The organism is Novosphingobium sp. GW821-FHT09E05 (genome assembly GCF_059416165.1).
This window is the reverse complement of the sequence record NZ_JBWKOQ010000001.1, coordinates 282,812-304,041: the sequence shown is the minus strand read 5'-3', so window position 1 is coordinate 304,041 and position 21,230 is coordinate 282,812. Positions and strand designations below refer to the sequence as shown.

The window sequence follows — 21,230 nt, the reverse complement described above, 5'->3', positions numbered from 1 at the left end:
CCGGTCAGGCCGTGAGGGGATGTTGTCATGCGCCAGCATGTTTCAGGAATTTCGCTTTTGAAAGCCGCTCTGTTCGCCGGCAGCGCGCTCGCCCTGCCGCACGCGGCATTCGCACAGGACGCGACCGGAACCACCGGCACCGCCACCGATGCCGCGGCGCAGGCCAATGCCGAGGCAGCGGCGATCGACCAGGCGACGGCGGACGAGATCGTCGTCACCGGCTTCCGCCAGTCGCTGCAGGCGGCGCTCAACGTCAAGCGCGAGTCGATCTCGGCGGTGGACGCCGTCGTGGCCGAGGACATGGCCAAGTTCCCCGACCAGAACCTCGCGGAATCGCTGCAGCGCATCCCCGGCATCTCGATCCAGAAGGACGGCGGCGAAGGCCGCGCGATCACGGTTCGCGGCCTGAGCGCGCAGTTCACCCGCGTGCGCGTCAATGGGCTCGAGACGATCACCACCAGCTCGGACGGCGCCTCGGCCAACCGCGATCGCTCGTTCGACTTCAACGTCTTCGCCTCCGAGCTGTTCAGCAGCCTGGTCGTCCACAAGACCGCCGAAGCCAGCCTCGACGAAGGTTCGCTGGGCGCGGTGGTCGACCTCAACACCGGCAACCCGCTGGCGGGCAAGACCGGCCTCACCGCCGTGCTCAACGTCCAAGGCTCGTACAACGACCTGTCGGACAACGTCGGCCCGCGCATCGCCGGCCTGGTCTCGTGGAAGAACGACGCCGGCACGCTCGGCGTGAACCTGTCGGCGGCCTATTCGCACACCGACACGATCGAAAGCGGCAACAACACCGTGCGCTGGGCGCAGGCCTATTTCAACTCGGTCGACGGCAACCCGTGCTTCTACTCGGTGCCCGGCGCGACCGGCGGCACGCCCGTCAACTCGGGCGGCAGCTACCGCCCCTCGGCGGTCTGCGACGCGGCCTCGCTCTCGTTCCACCCGCGCATCCCGCGCTACGGCAAGGTCGAGCATGACCGCCGCCGTCTCGGCCTGACCGGTTCGATCCAGTTCGAGCCGACCGACCGCACCAAGATCTCCATCGACGGCCTCTATTCCTCGTTCAAGGAAGACCGCAAGGAGCAGTGGCTCGAAGTGCTCGCCCGTTCGAACGAGCGCCGCTTCAACGTCGTCGACCCGGTCTACGACGACAGCGGCAACATGGTCAGCGCGACGTTCAACAACGCCTACGTGCGCACCGAAAGCTACCTGCGCAAGTCGGAGACCGAGTTCTACCAGATCGGCGCGACCTGGGACCAGGACGTCACCGACACCTTCCGCTTCACCGCGGTGGGCGGCTTCTCGCAGTCGAATGCCGACATCCCTGTCGAGACCACGATCGCCTACGACAACCGCAACGCCAACGGCTTCAGCTACGACTATACCGACATGAAGTCGCCGGTACTGAGCTACGACCTCGACGTGACCAACCCGGCGAACTTCCAGCTCGCCGAAATCCGCGACCGTCCTTCCTACGTGAAGAACCAGTTCAAGACCGCGCAGCTGCGCACCGAATGGGACCTCACCGAAGGCTTCACCGTCAAGGCGGGCGCGGTCTGGCGGCGATTCGACTTCCGCACCCAGCTGTTCCAGCGTGACACCGCCGCCTGCGGCGCCAACGGTACGAAGGACCTGATCCTGGGCACGGTCACGTGCTCGTCCACCGTCTACGGCCTGCCCGTGACCTCGGACATCTCCGACCTCGTCAAGCTCGGCGACGCCGGCCAGCCCGCCGGCACCACCTCGTCCTGGCTCGTCGGCAACATCGCCAATGCGGCCGATTACACCAACCTCTACGGCCGCACCGCCATCGAGGACCTGGGCAACAACCGCCGCGTGCGCGAGGAAACCTCGGGCGGATACGTGCAGTTCGACGTGAAGGGGGAGCTCTTCGGCCTCGAGTACGCGGGCAACGCGGGCATGCGCTATGCCCACACCAAGCAGACCTCGACCGGCTACACCGCAGGCGTCGCCGCCACCGTCGAGCGGACCTACGACGACTGGCTGCCGTCGATGAACCTCGCGTTCTATCCGCACCACGACGTGATCGTGCGCGGCGCGATCGCCAAGGTCATCACCCGTCCTTCGCTGGGCAACCTCAACCCGGGCGGCTCGGTCGACGGCTTCAACTACCGCGTCACCTTCGGCAACCCGTTCCTCGACCCCTATCGCGCCACCAACTTCGACGCCTCGGTCGAGTGGTACTTCGCGCCGCAGTCGCTGCTTTCGGTCGCAGGCTTCATCAAGAAGATCGAGAGCTTCCCGGTCTCGGGCACGTATGTCGCCACGCTGCCGCAGCTCGGCCTCGGCCGCGATGTGCTCGGCCAGAGCACGCCTGCCTACATCAACTACGATCCGAACCAGGAATACGTGGTTTCGTCGCAGGTCAACGGCTCGGGCGCAACGCTCAAGGGCGTGGAAGTGGCGCTGCAGCTGCCCTTCACCTTCCTGCCCGGCCTGCTCAGCCACACCGGCTTCCAGGGCAACATGACCTTCGTCGACAGCAGCGCCGACTACACCATCACCGGGCCGGCCACCTCGGCCTGCACCCGCAATGCGACGACGGGCGCCTGCGCGCTCACCGGCGTCACGGCGGTCTACGCCAACACGCTCTACGGCGTGTCGAAGCGCGCCTGGAACGCCACGGTGTACTATGACGACGGCAAGTTCAGCATCCGCGGTTCGGTCAGCTACCGCAGCCCGTTCACCGACGCGGGCAGCGCCACCGGCAACGTCTTCGAGGGTTACGGCTCGTACACCAGCGTCGATGCGGCGGTGCGCTACAAGGCGACCGAATGGCTGGAGCTTTCGATCGACGGCAACAACCTGACCGACGCCTACCGCTACCGCTACAACGACAAGTTCGAGACCCGCAACTACGAGAACAACCACTTCGGCCGCACCATCCTGTTCGGCGCGCGCGCGAAGATCTGATCCCTCCGACTGGAGCGTGGCCTGCGCAGGCCACGCTCCTTTTCTTTTCAGCATCGGCAGCACGGGGAAGCCCCTTGGATCTCGATCGCAGGACTCTCATCGCCGGTTCCCTCGCCGCTGCCGGACTTGCTTCGCGGGCGAGCGCCCAGACCGCCCCGCCCATGGCATCGAACGCCCTGCCGCCGGGCCTGCCGCAGCCGACCGAGACGATCGACCTGTGGCCCAAGGGTCCACCCGCGACGCTCGCCTCGCCCCTCACCGAAACCGTCAACGAACGCTCCTCCGACGCACTCGTCACCGACCGCGCCGTCTACGGCGTGACACGGCCGTGCATGGCCGTCTTCCGCCCCGACCGGCCCAACGGTTCCGCCGTGATGATAACGCCGGGCGGCGGCTACAAGTGGATCGTCGTCGACAAGGAAGGCTACGAGATCGCCCGCTGGCTGACCGCGCGCGGCTTCACCGCCTTCGTGCTGTTCTACCGCCTGCCGGGCGAAGGCTGGTCGAGCGGCCCCGACACCCCGCTCGCCGACGCCCAGCGCGGCATGCGCCTGATCCGCCACCGCGCGCGGGACTTCGCCATCGACCCGGAGCGGGTGGCCGCCATGGGCTTTTCCGCCGGCGGACACCTGTGCGCCGACCTCGGCGCGCGCTTCGCCGCGAAAGTCTACGATCCGGTCGACGCGGCGGACCGGCTTTCCGCCAGGCCGTTCTGCGCCGCGCCGATCTACCCGGTGGTGAGCATGGACCCGGCGATCGCCCATCCCGGCTCGCGCGACCTGCTGCTCGGCGCCGCGCCCACGCCCGCGCTCGAAGCCGCGCATTCGCCGGACCGCAACGTCCCGGCGGACGCCCCGCCCCACTTCCTGCTCCACGCCGAGGACGACGACGTCGTCCCGGCCGAAAACACGGTGCGCCTGCATGCCGCGCTGAAGGCCCGCAAAATCCCGGTCGAGGCGCACCTGTTCGCCAACGGCGGCCACGGCTTCGGGCTGCGCCGCGCCATCGGCAAGCCGGTCGAGGTCTGGCCCGACCTCTGGCGTGCCTGGGCCCGGACCGTGGGGTTCGGCTGAGGCACGCGCCGGGCCGGGAAACAACGCCGTCGTCGAAGCCGGCGACAGGGGGCCGCCAAACCACTTCTCACCCGGAAAGAACCGGGCGGCGGCGGCCCGAGCTTGATCGCCCGGCGCCATGCCATAGAGATACCACGATGCAGGCGTCCCCCGGTAGACAACGCGAAGGCGAGCCCACGATCGACGATGTGGCGGCGGCGGCGGGCGTGTCGATCCGCACCGTCTCGCGCGTGCTCAACAAGTCGCCCAAGGTGAATGCGGAAACGCGGGCCCGCATCGAGGCGGCGATCGCGCAGCTGCGGTTCCGCCCCAGCCTGCGCGCACGGGGCCTGGCGATGCGCCGCTCGTTCCTGATCGGCCTGATCCACAACGACCGCAACGCGCTCGTACTCGATTCCATCCAGCGCGGCATCGTCGCCCTGACGGCGGCGCGCGGCTACGAGGTGATCGTCCACCCCACCCCGGTACAGCCGGACGCGGCGATCGCCGACGTCCTCGCCTTCGTCGAGCGCTCGCGCGTCGACGGGCTGGTGGTGCTGCCGCCGATCTCGGGCCTCGACGGCCTCGCCGCCGCGCTGGGCGCGGCGCAGGTCCCCGCGGTGGCGCTGTCCTCGGTGCCGCTGGACGGCTTTTCGGGCGTGATCGTCAGCGAGGAACGGGAGGCGGGCGCGCTGGTGGCGCGGCACCTGCTGGGCCTCGGCCACCGGCGGCTCGGCATCGTCAACGGCCCCGCCGACGTCGCCTCCGCCCAGCAACGCCGCATGGGCTTCCTCGAGGAAGCCGCGCGGCACGTCGGGGCCGAAGTGGCCGAAGCGCCGGGCGACTACGATTTCCCCTCGGGCGTGGCGGCGGCCGAGCATCTGCTCGACCTGCCCGCCCGGCCGACCGGCATCTTCGCCGCCAACGACATCATGGCCGCCGGCGTGCTCAAGGTCGCGGCCCGGCGGCGGATCGCGGTGCCATCCGAGCTTTCGGTGGTGGGTTTCGACGGCAGCATCCTGACGCGCATGCTCACCCCGGCGCTGACCTCGGTGCTGCGCCCGTTCGGCGATATGGCGGCAGCCGCGGCCGACCGGCTCATCGCCCTTGTCGAAGGTCGGGAGCCGCCGCCGCCGTTCCAGGCAGCGCTCGAGATCTTGGCGGCGGAGACCACCGGACCTGCGCCGGACTGAAGCAAAGCGGGGTCCCCGCCTCCGCGGGGACCCCGCTTTTTTCGGAACTCAGGCCGGCAGTGGTTCCAGACGCCCAGCCTCCAGCGCCGCCAGACCGCCCTCTACCGTGCGCAGGAAACGCTGATCGCCGCCGAGGTCCCCGAAGATCTCGCGCAGGGCGACGACGCTGCGCCAGTCGCCCGCGCGCTCCAGCAGTGCCCCGGCCATCGGGTCGGTGATCGAATGCCCCTCCCGCGCGGCGCGGTCCAGGAAGCGCAGCCAGGCCGCGATCGGCAGCGCCAGCCGCGCGACCGGGCGCCCCGCCGCCAGCGCATCGCGCACCGTGTCGAGCAGACGGTACGGCAGCTTCTGCGACCCGTCCCAGGCGATCTGCGACAGCAGGTGCCGGATCGCCGGATTGGCGAAGCGCGCAAGCACGTCCGAGATATAGCCCGGCAGGTCGAGCCCCGGCGGCGCGGTGACCGAAGGCGCGATGTCCTCGCGCATCAGCCGCTCGGCGAAACCGGCGAGTTCGCGGTCCGCCATCGCCTCGGCCACGGTCTCGAAGCCGAGGCCGAGCCCGATGTAGGCGAGCGAGGAATGGGCCCCGTTGAGCAGGCGCAGCTTGGCGGTCTCGAACGGCCGCACCTCACCCGCGAACGTCACCCCGGCCAGTTCCAGCGCGGGGCGTTCCCCGGCGAAGCGGTCCTCGATCACCCACTGCGTGAAGCGTTCGCGCTGGATCGGCCAGGCATCCTCAAGACCGGTCGCGGCGGCGATGCGGGCGCGCAGGGCGTCGTCGGTCGCGGGCGTGATGGAGTCCACCATCGCGTTGGGGAACGCCACATTCTCCGCGATCCAGCGCGCGGTCTCCGGGTCGATCGCCTCGGCCAGCGCGATCGTCGCGGCTTCCAGCTTGCGGCCGTTGTCGGTGAGGTTGTCACATGACAGCACGGTCACGCCCGGCAGCCCCGCAAGGCGCCGTGCCTGAAGGCCGCGCACCAGCCAGCCGGTGAACGAGCCGGGCACCCAGCCCTCGGCGCGCGAGGCCTCGATATCCGCCGCGATCGCGGGGTGCGCGAAATTTAGCGCCGCATCAGCGCCCAGACAGTAGCCCTTTTCGGTCACCGTCGAGCTGACGATGCGCGTGTCGGCATGGGCCAGCGCGGCGAGGATCGCGGCGGGCTCGTCCTTGGTCAGCACGCGCCCGATCGCGCCGATCACGCGGTAGTCGACCTGCTCCTCCAGCAGCGCCAGCGTGTAGAGCCCGTCCTGCGGGTTCAGCGCATCGGCCACGCCGCGCGAGTTGAGACTCACGCCCGTCAGCCCCCAGCGCGGGTCGGAAGCCAGCAGCGTGTCGAACGCCGCCGCCTGGTGCGCCCGGTGGAACGCGCCCGGGCCGAAGTGGACGACGCCCGTCTTCACCGCGCTCCGGTCGTACCCCGGCCGCGCGATTCCGGCGGGCAGCGCGCCCAGCGCACCATTCGAAAGCCGCGTCATGCCGGTTCCATGACGCGCACCGGAGCCTCGAGCCCGTAGGCCCTGCGCACGAGACCGGTGGTCAGTTCCTGCGCCAGTTCGGCAGCCTCCCAGTCGGCGAGGCGATGCTCGGCGACGAGGCGGGCGAGGAAACCGCAGTCGATGCGCCGGGCGACGTCGTGGCGCGCGGGGATCGAGAGGAACGCGCGGGTGTCGTCGTTGAAGCCGACGGTGTTGTAGAAGCCCGCGGTCTCGGTGGTCATCTCGCGGAAGCGGCGCATGCCTTCCGGGCTGTCGTGGAACCACCACGCCGGGCCCAGCTTGAGGCACGGATAGTGCCCGGCCAGCGGTGCCAGTTCGCGCGCATAGGTCGTCTCGTCGAGCGTGAAGAGGATGACCTTGAGGTCGGGCTCGTTGCCGAACAGGTCGAGCATCGGGCGCAACGCCTCGACGTATTCGGTGCCGCGCGGGATGTCGGCGCCCTTGTCGCGGCCATGGCTCTCGAACAGGCCGGCGTTGTGGTTGCGCGCGGCGCCGGGGTGGATCTGCATGGTCATGCCGTCGTCCAGGCTCATGCGCGCCATTTCGGTGAGCATCTGCGCGCGAAACAGCTCGGCCTCGCCGGCGTCCGCTTTCCCGCCCATTACCCTGGCGAACAGCGCCTCGCACTCGGCGCGCGAGAGGTTCGCGGTGCGCGCGGTGAGGAAACCGTGGTCGGTTGCGGTCGCGCCCATCGCGCGGAAGTCAGCGCGGCGCTTGCGGTGGGCAGCGAGGTAGCCGGTCCAGCTGTCGATATTCTCGCCCGACAGGTCGGCGAAGCGGGCAAGGTCGCGCGTGAAGGAATCGTGCTCGGGGTCGATCACCGAATCCGGGCGATAAGTGGTGACCACCCTGCCCTTCCAGCCCGAGGCCGCAATCGCCTTATGATGCTTGAGGTCGTCGCCCGCGCCTTCGGTGGTGGCGAGCAGTTCGATGTTGAACCGCTCGAACAGCGCGCGCGGCCGGAACGCGGGCGAGGCCAGCGCCTCGCCGATCGCATCGTAGTAATGGTCCGCCGTGCCCGCATCGAGCGCGACCTCGAAACCGAACACGTCGGCGAAGACATGGTCGAGCCACATGCTCGACGGCGTGCCCCGGAACAGGTGGCGGTTCGAGGCGAACAGGCGCCAAGCGTCGCGCGGGTCGGTGGCCGGCATGACGCCGCCGCGCCGGGGCACCGCGAGGTCGTCCAGCGCGACCCCTTGTGAATAGAGCATCCGGAACAGGTAGTGGTCCGGCGCCAGCAGCAGCTCGGTCGCGTTCGACCACGGCGCGTCGGTCGCGAACCACTCGGGGTCGGTGTGCCCGTGCGGGCTGATGATCGGCGCGTCGGCCACTTCCGCGTAGAGCGCGCGGGCGATGGCCCGCGTCGTCGGGTCTGCCGGAAACAGGCGGTCGGGGTGCAGCGAAAGCTTGGACATGGGTGGGGACTCCTTGGCGCGGGGCGACGATTACCCAGTTGTGCCAGCGCTGGCAATCTTGTATTCGGCGGCCATGGTCGAAACTCTCGCTGCCCCTGTCGCCGCCCCGCCCGTCGCCATCCGTACCGCGCTCGAAGACGATGTGGCCGTCGCGCTGCGTCCGCTCGAAGCGGGGGAGGACGTGGATGTGGGCGGGCAGGTCGTGCACCTGTTGGATGCGGTCGACCGGGGACACAAGTTCGCGGTCGCCCCGATCGCGGCGGGCGCGCCGGTGCGGCGCTACCGCGCGCCGATCGGGAGCGCCACGCGCGACATCGCGGTGGGGGAGCATGTCCACGTCCACAACGTGAAGACCGCGCTGGCGGGCGAGCGGGCCTACGCCTTCTCCGGGGCGCAGGGCGACGTCGTGCAGGACGACGCCGCTCCCGTGCGCACCTTCAAGGGCTACGTCCGGCCGGACGGCAGCGTCGGCACCCGCAACGAGCTCTGGATTCTCCCCACGGTCGGCTGCGTCGGCCGGCTGGGCGAGCGGCTGGCGCAGAAGGGCAACGCGATGGCCTCGCCCGGCGTCGATGCGGTCAACGCCTTCAACCATCCCTTTGGCTGCTCGCAGCTCGGCGCCGACCTCGACGGGACGGCGGCGATCCTCGCCTCGCTGGCACTCAATCCCAATGCGGGCGGCGTGCTGCTGCTGGGGCTGGGCTGCGAGTCCAACCAGCTCGACGCGCTCCTGACGCGCATTCCCGAGGAGCGGCGAGACCGCATCCGCGTGCTGCGCGCGCAGTCCGAGGGCGACGAATTCGCCGCCGGTGAAAAGCGAATCGCAGAACTGCTCGGCGTGATGGCCGGAGACAGTCGCGAGGACGTGCCGCTCTCGAAGCTGCGCCTCGGCGTCAAGTGCGGCGGCTCCGACGCGATGAGCGGGCTGACCGCGAACCCCCTGATCGGCCTCATGGCCGACGCGGTGACGCAGGCGGGCGGCGCCGCGATCCTCACTGAAATCCCCGAAATCTTCGGCGCCGAGACGCTGCTGCTGGAACGCGCCACCAGCCGCGAGGTGTTCGACAAGCTCTCGGCGCTGGTCAATTCGTTCAAGCGCTACTTCATCGACCACGGCGAGCCGGTGTCCGAGAACCCCAGCCCCGGCAACATCGCCGGCGGCATCACCACGCTGGAGGAGAAGTCGCTCGGCGCCGTGCAGAAGGGCGGCCTCGCGCCGATCCACGACGTCATCGGCTACGGCGAGCGGCTGTCGACGAACGGCCTGACTGTGCTGGAAGCGCCGGGCAACGACGCCGTCTCCACCACCGCGCTGGCGGCGGCGGGGGCGACCATCACGCTGTTCTCGACCGGGCGCGGCACCCCGCTCGGCAGTCCGGTGCCGACACTCAAGATCGCGTCGAACAGCGCGCTCGCGGCCCACAAGCCCGGCTGGATCGACTTCGACGCCGGCATGGTGCTGGACATCGGCATGGAAGCCGCCGCCGAGGCGCTGCTCGACCGCATCCTCGCCATCGCCAGCGGCGAGCCCGCACGCAACGAAAGCAACGACGAACGCGCCATCGGCATCTGGAAGCGGGGCGTCACGCTTTAGGGCTGGAGCCTTATCAAAGACAGCCCGTCGTCCCCGCGAAGGCTGGGACCGCTGGGTACTCTTGAGACGAGGGCTTTCCAACAGCCACCCGCCAGCAACCGCCCAGCCGACAACGCGCGCGACCTTGCCAGCGGTCCCCGCTTTCGCGGGGACGACGGGCTTTTGTGCCGTCAGGTCGCTTGCCCATTCCCCCGCCAGCTGGAATAGCCGGACACATGGTGACAACATGAGCTGGCAGGCGCGCCGCGAGAACTGGAACCCGCAGACGGAGGACGCCCGCGAGGATGGCGACATCGACTATGCCCGCGTCATCCACTCGGCCTCGTTCCGGCGGCTCCAGGGCAAGACGCAGATCCTCAACCTCGGTGACAGCGACTTCTACCGCACCCGCCTGACCCACAGCCTCGAAGTCGCGCAGATCGCCGGGGGCCTCGCGCGCCAGCTCGCCAAGTCGTTTCCCGATCACACGGCCACCGCGCTGCTGCCCGACCGCAGCCTGATCCACGCGATCGGCTGCACCCACGATTTCGGCCACCCCCCGTTCGGTCACGGCGGCGAAGTGGCGCTCAACTACTGCATGAGAAACCACGGCGGGTTCGAGGGCAACGGCCAGACGCTGCGCATTCTCGCCCGGCTGGAGAGCTTCTCGGCCAACGCGGGCGCCAACCTGTGCCGCCGCACGATGCTCGGCGTGCTCAAGTACCCGGTGGCGTGGTCCACCGCCCGCAACCCGGAAATCGTGCCGAAACTGCTCGACGGGCCCTCGACGATCCGGGTGCTCGACCCGAAGGCCTGCAAGCCGCCCAAGTGCCATTTCGACAGCGAGCAGGACGTGGTCGACTGGATCCTCGCCACCCTCTCCCCCTCCGAGCGCGACAGGTTCCAGACGCTGGAACAGGTCCCCGGCAAGCATGCGCGCACGCTGCACAAGTCGCTCGACTGCACGATCATGGATGTCGCCGACGACATTGCCTACGGCGTCCACGACCTCGAGGACGCCATCGCCCTGGGTCTGGTCACGAAGGACGCCTTCGCCGCCGCCATGGACGGCCGCTGCGCCTCGTTCCTCGACGCGCTCAAGGAAAAGTACCCGGGCGAGAGCGAGAACAACGTCTTCGAAATACTGGTCGACGGATTGTTCGGCGATGCCAACGGCCGCAAGCGCTTCGTCAGCCGCATGGTCCACCACTTCCTGACCGGCGCGGCCTATGTCGAGAAGAAGGGCTTCCGCGAGCCGCTGCTGCGCTGGCGGGCGGCGCTCGGCGGTCCGCGCCGCGATTTCCTCGACGCGCTGCAGGGCTTCGTGGTGCGCGAGGTGATCTGCAGCCCCGAAGTCCAGCAGCTCGAATTCAAGGGCCAGGCGATGGTCGTCGCGGTATACGAGGCGCTGGCGGCGGACCCGGCGCGCCTGCTCCCCCGCGACGAATGCGCGCGGCTGGAGCGCGGCGCCGACCCGCGCGTCATCTGCGACTACATCTCCGCGATGACCGACACGCACCTGCTCAAGACGTACGAGCGCCTGTTCAGCCCGCGCATGGGCTCGGTGTTCGACCGGCTCTGACGGAGCTTCAGCCCACCAGCCGCTGCGTGCGGCGGTAGAGCAGCGCGGTCAGCGCGAGGAACAGCACGGTGCCGCCCACCAGCGCGAACCCGGCGAAGCCCTCGCCCACCAGCGCCAGCGGGGCGTCGCTGCCCGATGCGGCGACGATGCCGGCGAAGGTCACGCCCCACAGGCTCTCGCCGACGATGAGGCCGGTGGCGGTCAGCACGCCCATGCGGCGGGCGAACTCCGGGTCGGAACGGCGATCGGCCCAGGCCTCGTAGAAATGCCCGATGACAGAACCGATGACGACGGGGAGGATCGCGGCCATCGGCAGGTAGATGCCGATGCCCACGCCCAGCGGCGGCAGGCGCAGCTTGCCCATCTTGCCCAGCACTTCATCCAAAGCCACGAAGACCACGCCGGCGGCGGCGCCCCAGCCGATCATCGTCCAGTTGAGGTCGCCGCCCAGCACGCCCTTGGCCAGCGACGAGATCAGCGCCGCCTGCGGGGCGGGCAGCGCGTTGGGTCCGGCGCCCGGGGTCCCGGCGAAACCGAAGGCGGTGTTCAGGAGGTCGAGCACCGGCGGGATCACCAGCGAGCCGAAGACCACGCCGATCATCAGCGCGACCTGCTGCTTCCAAGGCGTCGCGCCGACGAGCTGGCCGGTCTTGAGGTCCTGCAGGTTGTCGTTCGAGATCGTCGCGACGCCGAACACGATGCCCGTCACGATCAGCGCATAGGCAACCAGCGCCTCGGTGGTGCCCGCGCCCTGCTCGCGCCCGAACAGGCCCACCAGCATGAGCGAGGCGGCGACCACCGAGAGGATGCCGATGCCCGAGACCGGCGAGTTCGACGCGCCGATGAGGCCCGCCATGTAGCCGCAGACCGCCGCGATCAGCAGCCCGAACACGACCACGAAGACCACCGCGCCCGCGATCAGCACCACTTCGCTGCCCGCCAGCGGGCCGCCCGCGATGACGCTCCAGAGCAGGATCGCGATCGGCACCAGCATCGCCAGCGCGCCCAGCGCCACGGCCGTGATCGGCAGGTCGCGCTCCTCCAGCGCCAGCGCCTCGCCCGAGTGGCGCGCCCGGCTGGCGGCCATGGCGGAGCGTATGCCGCCCACCACCGGGCCGGCGATCCGCAGCAGGGTCCAGACCGCCGCGACGCCGATCACCCCCGCGCCGAAGAAGCGCACCTGCGAGGAGAAGACGCTCCCCGCCCAGGCGCCGATGTCCCCGGCCTGCGGGGCCTGCGCGGTCAGGATCGGCAGCAGCACCCACCAGCCGACAGCCAGACCGAGGAACATCGCCATGCCGACCGAGAGGCCGACCAGATGCCCGACGCCCAGCAGCGCGAACGATAGGCCGCCCGAAATCCCGGTCGCGCCCGAGCCGGTGCGGAACCATACGGAGGCCTCGCCCACCGCGAGGCGCGTCTGCGTGAGGATGGCGAAACCGGCGGAGGCGAGCGAATTCCACACCAGCACCGAGAGGCCCTTGGCGCTTTCCTCCGCACCTTCGCGCGAGCCAGAGCCGACGCGCAGCACTTCGGCGGCGGCGTGGCCTTCGGGGTAGGGAAGCGGGGTATCCACCACCAGCGCACGGCGCAGCGGCACCGAGAACAGCACGCCGAGAATGCCGCCGGTGCCGGTGATCGCGGCGGTGGTCCAGTAGGGGAAGCCCTGCCACCAGCCGATCATGACGAGGCCGGGCAGCACGAAGATGATCGCCGCCAGTGTCCCCGCTGCGCTCGCCACGGTCTGGACGATGTTGTTCTCCCAGATCGTCGAGTCCTTGAACCCGCGCAGGATCGCCATCGAGATCACCGCCGCCGGGATCGAGGTCGCGAAGGTCAGCCCGACCTTGAGGCCGAGATAGACGTTGGCGGCGGTGAACAGCAGCGTGATCGCCCCGCCCAGCGCGATGCCCCGCAGCGTGAGTTCCTTCGCGGAGCCCGCGCCCGTCGGTACCGTCTCGCGTCCCATCGTATTCCTGCCTACCCGAAGTGTTGTCGGCCCTCTTGCCACGCGGGCCCGGCGCGCGACAGAGCAAATTGTGCGTGCTCCGATCCTCGCCATCGCAGCACGACGGGAAGGATCGGGCGCGCGAATTTGCCCGTACCTTTCATGCCGCCGTCACATCGCGCGCCCAAGACAGCCGACCATGGATAAAACGACGAGAAACGGGCCGGGGCCGCTCCCGGCAGGTGGGGTGCATATCGGATCGCCGCTGCGCGTGATCGTGCTCGCCGGAGGCAGTGCCGGCGCGGATCCGCTCGCCCGCCGTTTCGGCATGTCACACCGCTGCCTGATCCCGCTCGGCGGGCGGCCGCTGGTGGCGCACGTGCTGCAGATCGCGGCGCTTCATCCCGCCGTCGAGAGCCTCGCCGTCTCGGTCGAGCGCGAGGCGTTCGACGGGCTGTTCGACGTGCTCTCGCAGCTTCCCGGACGCGGCATCGTCAAGCTGGTGGAGGCGCGCGCGAACCTCGTCGACAGCGTGATGGCGGCGGCGGAGGGCTGGGACGGCCCGCTCCTCATCACCACCGCCGACCACGCGCTGCTCAGCCCCGCTTCGATCGACGCGATGCTGGCGGCGCTGGAGGACAGCAAGGCGGAAGTCGCCGTCGCCATGGCCACGCGCAGCTCGGTGCTGACGGTGAACCCCGACCGCGCCATCCGCTTCCACGAGTTCTCCGACGACGCCTATGCCAGCTGCAACCTCTACGCCGTCGCCGGACCCGAGGCGCTGCACGCGGCCGAGGTGTTCCGGGGCGGCGGCCGCTTCGCCGGCAACGCCTGGCGGGTGCTGCGCGCCTTCGGGCTGATCGACCTCGTGCTCCTGCGCCTGCGCGCGGTGAGCCTTGCCGCCGCCATGGCCCGGGTCTCGGCGCGGCGGGGCCTGCGCATCCTGCCGGTGGTGCTGGCGGACGGATCGCAGGCCATCGATGTCGACGACGAACGCAGCCATGCGGTGGTCGAGAACCTGCTGCGCCAGCGGGACGATAGTCTCGCCCGCCAGCCAATAGCCGTCGTCCCAGCGAAGGCTGGGACCGCCGGGTACTCTTGAGGCGAAACCGTTCCGACGGCCGACCGCCGGCATCCGCCATGTCTGCAACTTGCGCGACGCCGACAGCGATCCCAGCCTTCGCTGGGATGACGGGTCGCTCAGAACTTCAGCCCGACCCTTGCGTAGTAGAATCCCCCGCTGAGGCCGAACGGCGCGAAGCCGCCGTAAAGCCCGGACCCGTCGAAGGCGACCGCGCCGTTCTTCTCGGGATAAGTGTCGAACAGGTTGTTGGCGCCCACCGACAGGTCGAGCGCCTCGGTCAGCTGGTAGCCGATCTCGGCGTCGGCGATCCACCGGGCGCCGAACGTGCGGTCGGACGCGGCGACGTTGCTCGACTCGGTGTACTGCCCATAGCGCGTGGCGCGCACCAGCGCCCGCACCGGGCCAGACGACCAGTTGGTGGTCAGCACCACTTTCGAACGCGGCGTCGCGGCGACGAGATCGCGCTGCGCCTGGCGGCCGAACAGCGTGACGTTGAGGCTGGCGAGCTCGGGCGGATTGTCGATGACGTGGAGGATCTTGGTCCGGTTGTAGCTGTAGGCCGCGCTCAGCCGGAAGGTGCCTGCCGCCGCGGTATCGAGGGTGTATTCGGCCACCGCGTCCACGCCGCGCGTGCGGGTGTCGATGGCGTTGGTGAAGAACTGCGCGCTGTCGACGTCCTCGACCCCGTTGGCCTCGAGGATCGCCTTGATCGCCGACCCGCCGTTGGACGCGGTGCCGAGGAACTCGGTCTTGACGATGCGGTCGTCGATGCGGATCTGGTAGGCGTCGATCGTCAGGCGCAGCGGCCCGCTTTCATAGGTCACGCCCGCCGTGAAGTTGAGCGACTTCTCGGGCTTTAGCGGGCTCGCCCCCAGCGCCTGCGCTGCCGCGCTGTTGACCGGCAGGAACTTCGAGACCGTCAGCACCCGCTCGTCGCCGATCACCGTCACCGTGTTCTGCGTGGTCGAGAACCCGGTCTGCGCCAGCGAGGGCGCGCGGAATCCGGTGTTGACGCCGCCGCGCAGCGCCAGGCCCGGTGCCAGCTCGATCCGGGTCGAGGCCTTGGCGCTGAAAGTGTCCCCGGCGCTGTCCGAATAGTGCTCGAACCGCCCCGCCACGCCGACGAACCAGCCCGGCGTCACGTCGGTCGAAAGGTCGAGGTAGGCGGCGAGGTTGTTGCGGCTGAGGCTGGTCTCGTCGGCCGGCGACGTGCCGGTGAAGGACACCAGCCCCGGTGAGGGCGAACGGCCGCCGTAGAGCTTGCCGAACGGGGTGTCGTCCACCGGGATCACGTAGCCGCCGTCGCGGTAGCTGTCGGGCTCTCCGGCGATGTTCTGGAAGCGCTCCCAGCGGTACTCGGCCCCGAACGCGACGTTGAGCGGCTTGGCGAGGCCCACGTCGTAGGCGCGGCTGACGTCGAGGTTGGTGACCCACAGGTCCTGCTTCTGGCGGCCCATGAAGAAGTCGGTCGGGCTGGTCGGCCCCAGCGAGGGATTGAGCGTGTTCTCGGCGCCCAGTTCGACGTTGTCCCTGCCGTAGGTGGTCGAGAGGTCGAAGTCCCAGCCCGCCAGCGCCGTGCGCACGCCGAGCGCGGCCTGGTAGTCCCACTCCTTGATCCGGCGATAGGCCTGGAAGCCGCCCGGATAGATCTGCGGCAGCACCGAGGCGCCCTGCGTGTTGGCCTGCCCGCCGTAGCCCGTGGCGGCGGCGACCGAGGCGCCGCGCGCGTCCTTGATGTCGCGGTAGCTCAGCGTCGAGAACGAATAGAGCGTGGTGTCCTCGCCCAGCGGCAGTTCGGCATTGTAGCTGGTGTTGACGATCCTGTCGCGGTTCGAGCGGCCATAGCCGCCCGCAATGAGGTGGTCGGCGCCCGCCTCGCGCGGGTCGGGCTGGCCGTTCACCAGCGGGTAGAGGTAGGGGATCGGCTCGGCCGAGGACGTGGCGCGGTCGTGGTACTTGGCCTCCAGCGCGAAGCGGACGAAGCCGCCGTCGTCGCCCAGCCGGGTGCCGTAGGAGCCCGACACCTGCGCCAGTTCACCGCCCTTCGAATAAAGCGAGCCGCCGGTCAGCGACAGGTCGCCGCCGGTCGCGGAATCGTCGAGGATCACGTTGATGACGCCCGAGATCGCGTCCGAGCCGTACTGCGCCGCCGCCCCGTCGCGCAGCACCTCGATCCGCCCGACCGCGCTGGTGGGGATGAGGTCGATGTCGACCGGGGTGGACCCGCCCGAAATGCGCGAGAGGTTGTTGATGAGCGAGGTCGTGTGGCGTCGCTTGCCGTTGACCAGCACCAGCACGTAGTCGCCCGAGAGCCCGCGGATCGAGATCGGCCGCACGCTCGCCGACGTGCCGCCGCCGCCCAGCGCAGGCATCGTCAGCGAGGGGATGATGTTGCCGAGGATTTCCTTCAGGCCCGTGCGCCCGGTCGATTTCAGCTCCTGCGGGCCGATCACGTCGACCGGCACCGGGCTGTCCGCCACCGACCGCTGCGTCTGCCCCCGCGCGCCGGTCACGATGATGGCGCCGCCCTCCGCATCCGCAGCGGCGGGCGCGGCATCGGCGGCTTCTTCGGCATGGGCGGCAAAGGGAAGGAACGATACGCCGGCAACCAAGGCAACGAACTTCAGGATTTTCACGGAATATCGGTCCCTGGAACTGTTTGTGTCCGGGCCCTGATGGCATGTCTACCAAATTAGTAGAAATTGATATCCCTTGGTCACTCTCAAGTTTTCCTTGAGTGGATGCGGTCGGCCGCCCGCGGGTTAAGCCGCCCGCTTGTCCGGCCCGGCGGCGTCGCGCTGGGTCTGGCGCATGGCCGCATAGCCCGCCAGCGCGGCCGAGCCGAGCAGCGACAGCGCGTCCTCGGCGAAGGCTACCGGGCGATCACGGCCAAGCGCGCGCGCCAGGCTCATGCGCAGGCGGTAGCTGATGTAGCCGCCCGCCAGCGCGCCGGCGGCACCGATGCCGGCCGCCAGCCACGCCTTGCCGGGCCGTGCCGCCGCCGCGCCCGACAGGGCGCCGCCCAGCGCCCGCGCGGTCAGCCCCGGCGGCGAGATGCGCGCGGGGATGCCCGGCTGCTTGTCCATGACATATTCGCCGATCGCCGCCGCGCCCAGCAGCACGCCGGTCCATTTCGAGTTGAGCAGCGCCAGCGGCGTCCCCTCCAGCCCGAGCCCGCTGCCCGCCGCCGCGATCGTCACGGCGGCCGGTGGCGTGAAAGTCCGCTGCCCGTTGGCGAGGCCCAGCATGAGCGGCACCGAAACGTCGTCCAGCGTCACCGCATCGGCCCGCTCGCGCCGCACCTGCGCCAACCGCTCCCGCAGCAACTTGCGCACGCTTTCGGTGACGAAGCCGAACACGAGGTGCGAGGCGTAGCCGTAGAGATGCGTCCTCAGCGTGTAGCGCCAGGGCGGCCGCGCGAGGCCCGAGAGCGGCACCGCGATCTGGTCCACCAACGTCGCCGCCGCCAGGCCCAGCGCGAAGCCATGCCAGCGGGTGACGCCGGGCCGGACTTCGGCGAGCGCGCCGTAGAGCCCCCCCGTCAGCGTGCCGACGACGTAGTGGACCGCATTGCCGCCCGCCTGCCGGTTGCCGTCGCCGAGCCTTGCGCCCGACGCCAGCACCGAGATCCGCTGCGCCGCCAGCTCGGTCGCCGGAGGGCCACCCGCGCCCGAGGGCTGGAACAGCGGGGTGACCAGCGACTGGAACCCGTTCATCACCGCCGACGCCGCGAACCCGGCCACCGCGCCCGCCGCCGCGCCACGGGTCACATCGACGGCGATATCGACGGTGGAAGCGGGCGCGGCGGGGATGAGGACGATATCGGTGGGCTGGGGCATGGGTGGTCCTCGCTGCGGGAAACGTTGGTCACCCTGCGACGAACGAGACCCACTCCTGGTTGCCCGCTGCATCCGCGATGACGCCCGAACCGGTCCGAATTCGCGTCAAGGCGCATGACCGGCGACCTTCCCGCTCGGTCGGGAATGCCCCCATGGCCTAGTGGCCCATATCGTAAGTCGCGGTCGCGAGAACCTGCACCCGGTCGAGCCGGCCACCGGGGGCGGCAGCATGGCTGATGACGATCGAGAATTTCGGGTCGATCGAACTGCGAAACGGGGTGGTGACCATCCCCTCGCGGCGGGTGACGCTGCCCTGCTGCCAGTGACTCCGGAATTCGGCGGAGGCCAGCGCATGGGTAACCGCCGACTGCAGATCCGTCCCTCCGCCGCCGGTGATGTGACATATCGGAAGCTGGTCCGAGACGACCAGGATGTAGCCGGCCTGCCGGGTGGAATTTATCCGCCAGTAGCGATTGCCACGACGCAGGGCGGGCGGCGGGAGCGCGGCGTCCGCCACGCCGGCAACCTCGCCCATGCTGGCGCCGAGCCCGACTGCTTCGGCAAATGCCTTGGGATCTTGCGCCCAGCTGGCCGGGTTCAAGACCCATTCCTCGCAGCCCTTCAGCGCCCCCATGAAGCCGCGTTCCAGTTCGTCAGAAGCCTGAGCGTGGGCGGTGGTCGATAACCCCGTCATGAAGGCGAGCAAAATCGGGAGAAGGCGCATTGGCCAAGGCTAGGACGGCCCGCCCTAGTGTTCAATCGCATTCCCGCCGCGAAACCGAAAACGGCCTCCCGGTTTCCCGGAAGGCCGCTCTCGGTGAACTTGGGCTGTCAGCCGATCACTGGCAGGCGAGGCACTCGTCGTAGTCGGTCGAGCCGCCGCTGGCGGCCAGTTCGAACTTGGCGAGTTCGCTGGTGTTGTCCGCTTCCACGCCGCCCGCGAAGCCGGCGCGCTGGACCGACTTGGAGCGCAGGTAGTAGAGCGACTTGATGCCGCGCTCCCACGCCTGGAAGTGGAGCATCATCAGGTCCCACTTGTCGACGTCGGCGGGGATGAACAGGTTCAGCGACTGCGCCTGGTCGATGTAGGGGGTGCGGTCGGCGGCGAATTCGAGCAGCCAGCGCTGGTCGATCTCGAAGCTGGTCTTGTAGACCGCCTTCTCGTCCGCCGAGAGGAAGTCGAGGTGCTGGATCGAACCGCCATGCTCGAGGATCGAATTCCACACGTTGTTGGAATCCTTGCTCTTCGCGGCGAGCAGCTTCTGGAGATACGGGTTCTTCACCACGAAGCTGCCCGAAAGCGTCTTGTGGGTGTAGATGTTGGCCGGGATCGGCTCGATGCAGGCCGAGGTGCCGCCGCAGATGATCGAGATCGACGCGGTCGGCGCGATCGCCATCTTGCAGCTGAACCGCTCCATCACACCCTGGTCGGCGGCGTCGGGGCAGGGGCCGCGCTCCTTGGCCAGCATCATCGAGGCCTCGTTGGCCTTCTGGTTGATGTACTGGAACATCTGGAGGTTGAGCGCCTTGGCCATCGCGCTTTCGAAGCCGATGCCGCGCTTCTGCAGGTACGAGTGGAAGCCCATCACGCCCATGCCGACCGACCGCTCGCGCGAGGCGGAGTACTTGGCGCGCGCCATCTCGTCGGGCGCGCGGTCGATGTAGTCCTGCAGGACGTTGTCGAGGAAGCGCAGCACGTCCTCGACGAAGCGCTTGTCACCCTTCCACTCTTCCCAGGTCTCCAGGTTGAGCGAGGAGAGGCAGCACACCGCCGTGCGGTCGTTGCCGAGGTGGTCGCGGCCCGTGGGCAGCGTGATTTCCGAACACAGGTTCGAGGTCGAGACCTTGAGGCCGAGGTCGCGGTGATGCTTGGGCATCATGCGGTTCACGGTGTCGGAGAAGACGATGTAGGGCTCGCCCGTGGCAAGGCGGACCTCGACGAGCTTCTGGAACAGCGCGCGCGCATCGACCGTGTTGCGCACCGAGCCGTCCTTGGGGCTGCGCAGCTGGAACGGCGCGCCGTCGCGCACGGCTTCCATGAACTCGTCGGTGAGCAGCACGCCGTGGTGCAGGTTGAGCGCCTTGCGGTTGAAGTCGCCCGAGGGCTTGCGGATCTCGAGGAACTCCTCGATCTCGGGGTGCGAGACGTCGAGGTAGCAGGCGGCCGAACCGCGCCGCAGCGAGCCCTGCGAGATCGCCAGCGTCAGCGAATCCATCACGCGCACGAAGGGAATGATGCCGCTGGTCTTGCCGTTGAGGCCGACCGGCTCGCCGATGCCGCGCACGTTGCCCCAGTAGGTGCCGATGCCGCCGCCGCGCGAGGCGAGCCAGACGTTCTCGTTCCAGGTGGCGACGATGCCCTCGAGGCTGTCGTCGACCGAGTTCAGGTAGCACGAGATCGGCAGGCCGCGCCCGGTGCCGCCGTTCGACAGGACCGGGGTGGCAGGCATGAACCACAGGCGCGAGATGTAGTCGTAGAGGCGCTGGGCGTGGTCCTGGTCGTCGGCATAGGCGTCGGCCACGCGGGCGAACAGGTCCTGGTACTTCTCACCGGGGAGCAGGTAGCGGTCGTCGAGCGTTTCCTTGCCGAAGTCGGTCAGGAGCGCGTCGCGCGACGCATCGGTCACGATGGTGAAGCGGCGGGCGTTGATCGTCTTGGAATCGCGATCGACGAGCCTCGCCTTGGGCACCTGGGCCAGGGCTTCGGCGACGAGTTCGGCCGTTGCGGTGTCTGTCTTGTCCATGGCGATTGCCGGGCCCTTGCCCGTCTCCTTTTCCTGGCGGGGCGCGGGTTCGCGCGAGGCGTAGAGCCCCTCCATCTCGACCTGGGCCGAAGTCACGCCCACATCCCCATCTGCATCAGACACCTGGCCATCGCTTGCGTTCCTGAAATCCATCGGTGCCCCCGTAATTCAAAATGTCATCGGACCGCCAAGGACGGTCCACGCCGTTTCCAGCGGCCTGCTGGCTGGAAGCGAGTCGGCGGGCGTTGGACGGCCCGTCTACCATTTCCAGTACAAAATGAGAACAGACATTCCCTGCCAGACCGTCCGCGCGCCCTGCCAGCCAGGCCCGGCAACACCCTGGGGACACCTTCGGAGCCT

The 21,230-nt window shown here is 69.3% G+C and carries 13 protein-coding genes; 6 read left to right on the top strand and 7 right to left on the bottom strand.

The annotated features are described in order from the left end of the window. The first annotated feature begins 27 nt into the window (after positions 1-27). The 3 genes from AC07M9_RS01410 to AC07M9_RS01400 all read left to right on the top strand — a co-directional run bounded on the left by AC07M9_RS01410 (position 28) and on the right by AC07M9_RS01400 (position 5,182). Positions 28-2,937, top strand: coding sequence for a TonB-dependent receptor (locus AC07M9_RS01410; RefSeq protein ID WP_494880711.1), 2,910 nt, complete (start codon positions 28-30; stop codon positions 2,935-2,937). Between the two features lie 74 nt (positions 2,938-3,011). Continuing rightward, positions 3,012-4,010 carry an alpha/beta hydrolase gene (locus AC07M9_RS01405; RefSeq protein WP_494880709.1) on the top strand — a complete coding sequence of 333 codons (999 nt, stop codon included), beginning with the start codon at positions 3,012-3,014 and terminating at the stop codon, positions 4,008-4,010. A gap of 137 nt (positions 4,011-4,147) precedes the next feature. Next, positions 4,148-5,182, top strand: coding sequence for a LacI family DNA-binding transcriptional regulator (locus tag AC07M9_RS01400; protein ID WP_494880707.1), 1,035 nt, complete (start codon positions 4,148-4,150; stop codon positions 5,180-5,182). A 48-nt stretch (positions 5,183-5,230) separates the two neighbouring features. Here the strand turns inward: AC07M9_RS01400 and AC07M9_RS01395 are convergent, their stop codons facing one another. After that, positions 5,231-6,661 carry a mannitol dehydrogenase family protein gene (locus AC07M9_RS01395; protein ID WP_494880705.1) on the bottom strand — a complete coding sequence of 477 codons (1,431 nt, stop codon included), beginning with the start codon at positions 6,659-6,661 and terminating at the stop codon, positions 5,231-5,233. After that, on the bottom strand, positions 6,658-8,100 hold the full coding sequence (gene uxaC / locus AC07M9_RS01390; RefSeq protein ID WP_494880703.1) for a glucuronate isomerase: 1,443 nt from the start codon (positions 8,098-8,100) through the stop codon (positions 6,658-6,660). Before uxaC ends, AC07M9_RS01395 begins: the two co-directional genes overlap by 4 nt. A gap of 73 nt (positions 8,101-8,173) precedes the next feature. On the opposite strand from uxaC, the gene AC07M9_RS01385 reads away from it, so the two are divergent. Together AC07M9_RS01385 and AC07M9_RS01380 are read left to right on the top strand one after the other, a co-directional pair. Further along, positions 8,174-9,694, top strand: a complete 1,521-nt coding sequence (locus tag AC07M9_RS01385) for a UxaA family hydrolase (RefSeq protein ID WP_494880701.1) — start codon at positions 8,174-8,176, stop codon at positions 9,692-9,694. A 226-nt stretch (positions 9,695-9,920) separates the two neighbouring features. Continuing rightward, entirely contained in the window at positions 9,921-11,255 is a 1,335-nt protein-coding gene (locus AC07M9_RS01380; RefSeq protein ID WP_494880699.1) for an anti-phage deoxyguanosine triphosphatase, read from the top strand. A 7-nt stretch (positions 11,256-11,262) separates the two neighbouring features. Here AC07M9_RS01380 and AC07M9_RS01375 read toward each other — a convergent pair whose 3' ends face one another. After that, positions 11,263-13,224, bottom strand: coding sequence for an OPT family oligopeptide transporter (locus AC07M9_RS01375; RefSeq protein WP_494880697.1), 1,962 nt, complete (start codon positions 13,222-13,224; stop codon positions 11,263-11,265). A gap of 178 nt (positions 13,225-13,402) precedes the next feature. Between AC07M9_RS01375 and AC07M9_RS01370 the strand changes: the two genes are divergently transcribed. Continuing rightward, positions 13,403-14,305: an NTP transferase domain-containing protein gene (locus AC07M9_RS01370; RefSeq protein WP_494880696.1), complete on the top strand. Its 903-nt coding sequence runs from the start codon at positions 13,403-13,405 to the stop codon at positions 14,303-14,305. Between the two features lie 98 nt (positions 14,306-14,403). Here the strand turns inward: AC07M9_RS01370 and AC07M9_RS01365 are convergent, their stop codons facing one another. The 4 genes from AC07M9_RS01365 to AC07M9_RS01350 form a co-directional block, all read right to left on the bottom strand. Continuing rightward, positions 14,404-16,923: a TonB-dependent receptor plug domain-containing protein gene (locus tag AC07M9_RS01365; protein ID WP_494880694.1), complete on the bottom strand. Its 2,520-nt coding sequence runs from the start codon at positions 16,921-16,923 to the stop codon at positions 14,404-14,406. Between the two features lie 126 nt (positions 16,924-17,049). Then, positions 17,050-18,126: a DUF1440 domain-containing protein gene (locus AC07M9_RS01360; protein ID WP_494880692.1), complete on the bottom strand. Its 1,077-nt coding sequence runs from the start codon at positions 18,124-18,126 to the stop codon at positions 17,050-17,052. Between the two features lie 157 nt (positions 18,127-18,283). Further along, on the bottom strand, positions 18,284-18,820 hold the full coding sequence (locus tag AC07M9_RS01355; RefSeq protein WP_494880690.1) for a hypothetical protein: 537 nt from the start codon (positions 18,818-18,820) through the stop codon (positions 18,284-18,286). A gap of 145 nt (positions 18,821-18,965) precedes the next feature. Next, positions 18,966-21,023: a ribonucleoside-diphosphate reductase subunit alpha gene (locus AC07M9_RS01350; RefSeq protein WP_494880689.1), complete on the bottom strand. Its 2,058-nt coding sequence runs from the start codon at positions 21,021-21,023 to the stop codon at positions 18,966-18,968. Positions 21,024-21,230 lie beyond the last annotated feature (207 nt).

Excerpts from the sequence above, each read along its gene's own strand:
- AC07M9_RS01410 (WP_494880711.1), top strand. The coding sequence starts at position 28 with ATGCGCCAGCATGTTTCAGGAATTTCGCTTTTGAAAGCCGCTCTGTTC.
- AC07M9_RS01400 (WP_494880707.1), top strand. The coding sequence starts at position 4,148 with ATGCAGGCGTCCCCCGGTAGACAACGCGAAGGCGAGCCCACGATCGAC.
- AC07M9_RS01395 (WP_494880705.1), bottom strand. The coding sequence starts at position 6,661 with ATGACGCGGCTTTCGAATGGTGCGCTGGGCGCGCTGCCCGCCGGAATC.
- uxaC (WP_494880703.1), bottom strand. The coding sequence starts at position 8,100 with ATGTCCAAGCTTTCGCTGCACCCCGACCGCCTGTTTCCGGCAGACCCG.
- AC07M9_RS01385 (WP_494880701.1), top strand. The coding sequence starts at position 8,174 with ATGGTCGAAACTCTCGCTGCCCCTGTCGCCGCCCCGCCCGTCGCCATC.
- AC07M9_RS01380 (WP_494880699.1), top strand. The coding sequence starts at position 9,921 with ATGAGCTGGCAGGCGCGCCGCGAGAACTGGAACCCGCAGACGGAGGAC.
- AC07M9_RS01375 (WP_494880697.1), bottom strand. The coding sequence starts at position 13,224 with ATGGGACGCGAGACGGTACCGACGGGCGCGGGCTCCGCGAAGGAACTC.
- AC07M9_RS01370 (WP_494880696.1), top strand. The coding sequence starts at position 13,403 with ATGGATAAAACGACGAGAAACGGGCCGGGGCCGCTCCCGGCAGGTGGG.
- AC07M9_RS01360 (WP_494880692.1), bottom strand. The coding sequence starts at position 18,126 with ATGCCCCAGCCCACCGATATCGTCCTCATCCCCGCCGCGCCCGCTTCC.
- AC07M9_RS01355 (WP_494880690.1), bottom strand. The coding sequence starts at position 18,820 with ATGACGGGGTTATCGACCACCGCCCACGCTCAGGCTTCTGACGAACTG.
- AC07M9_RS01350 (WP_494880689.1), bottom strand. The coding sequence starts at position 21,023 with ATGGATTTCAGGAACGCAAGCGATGGCCAGGTGTCTGATGCAGATGGG.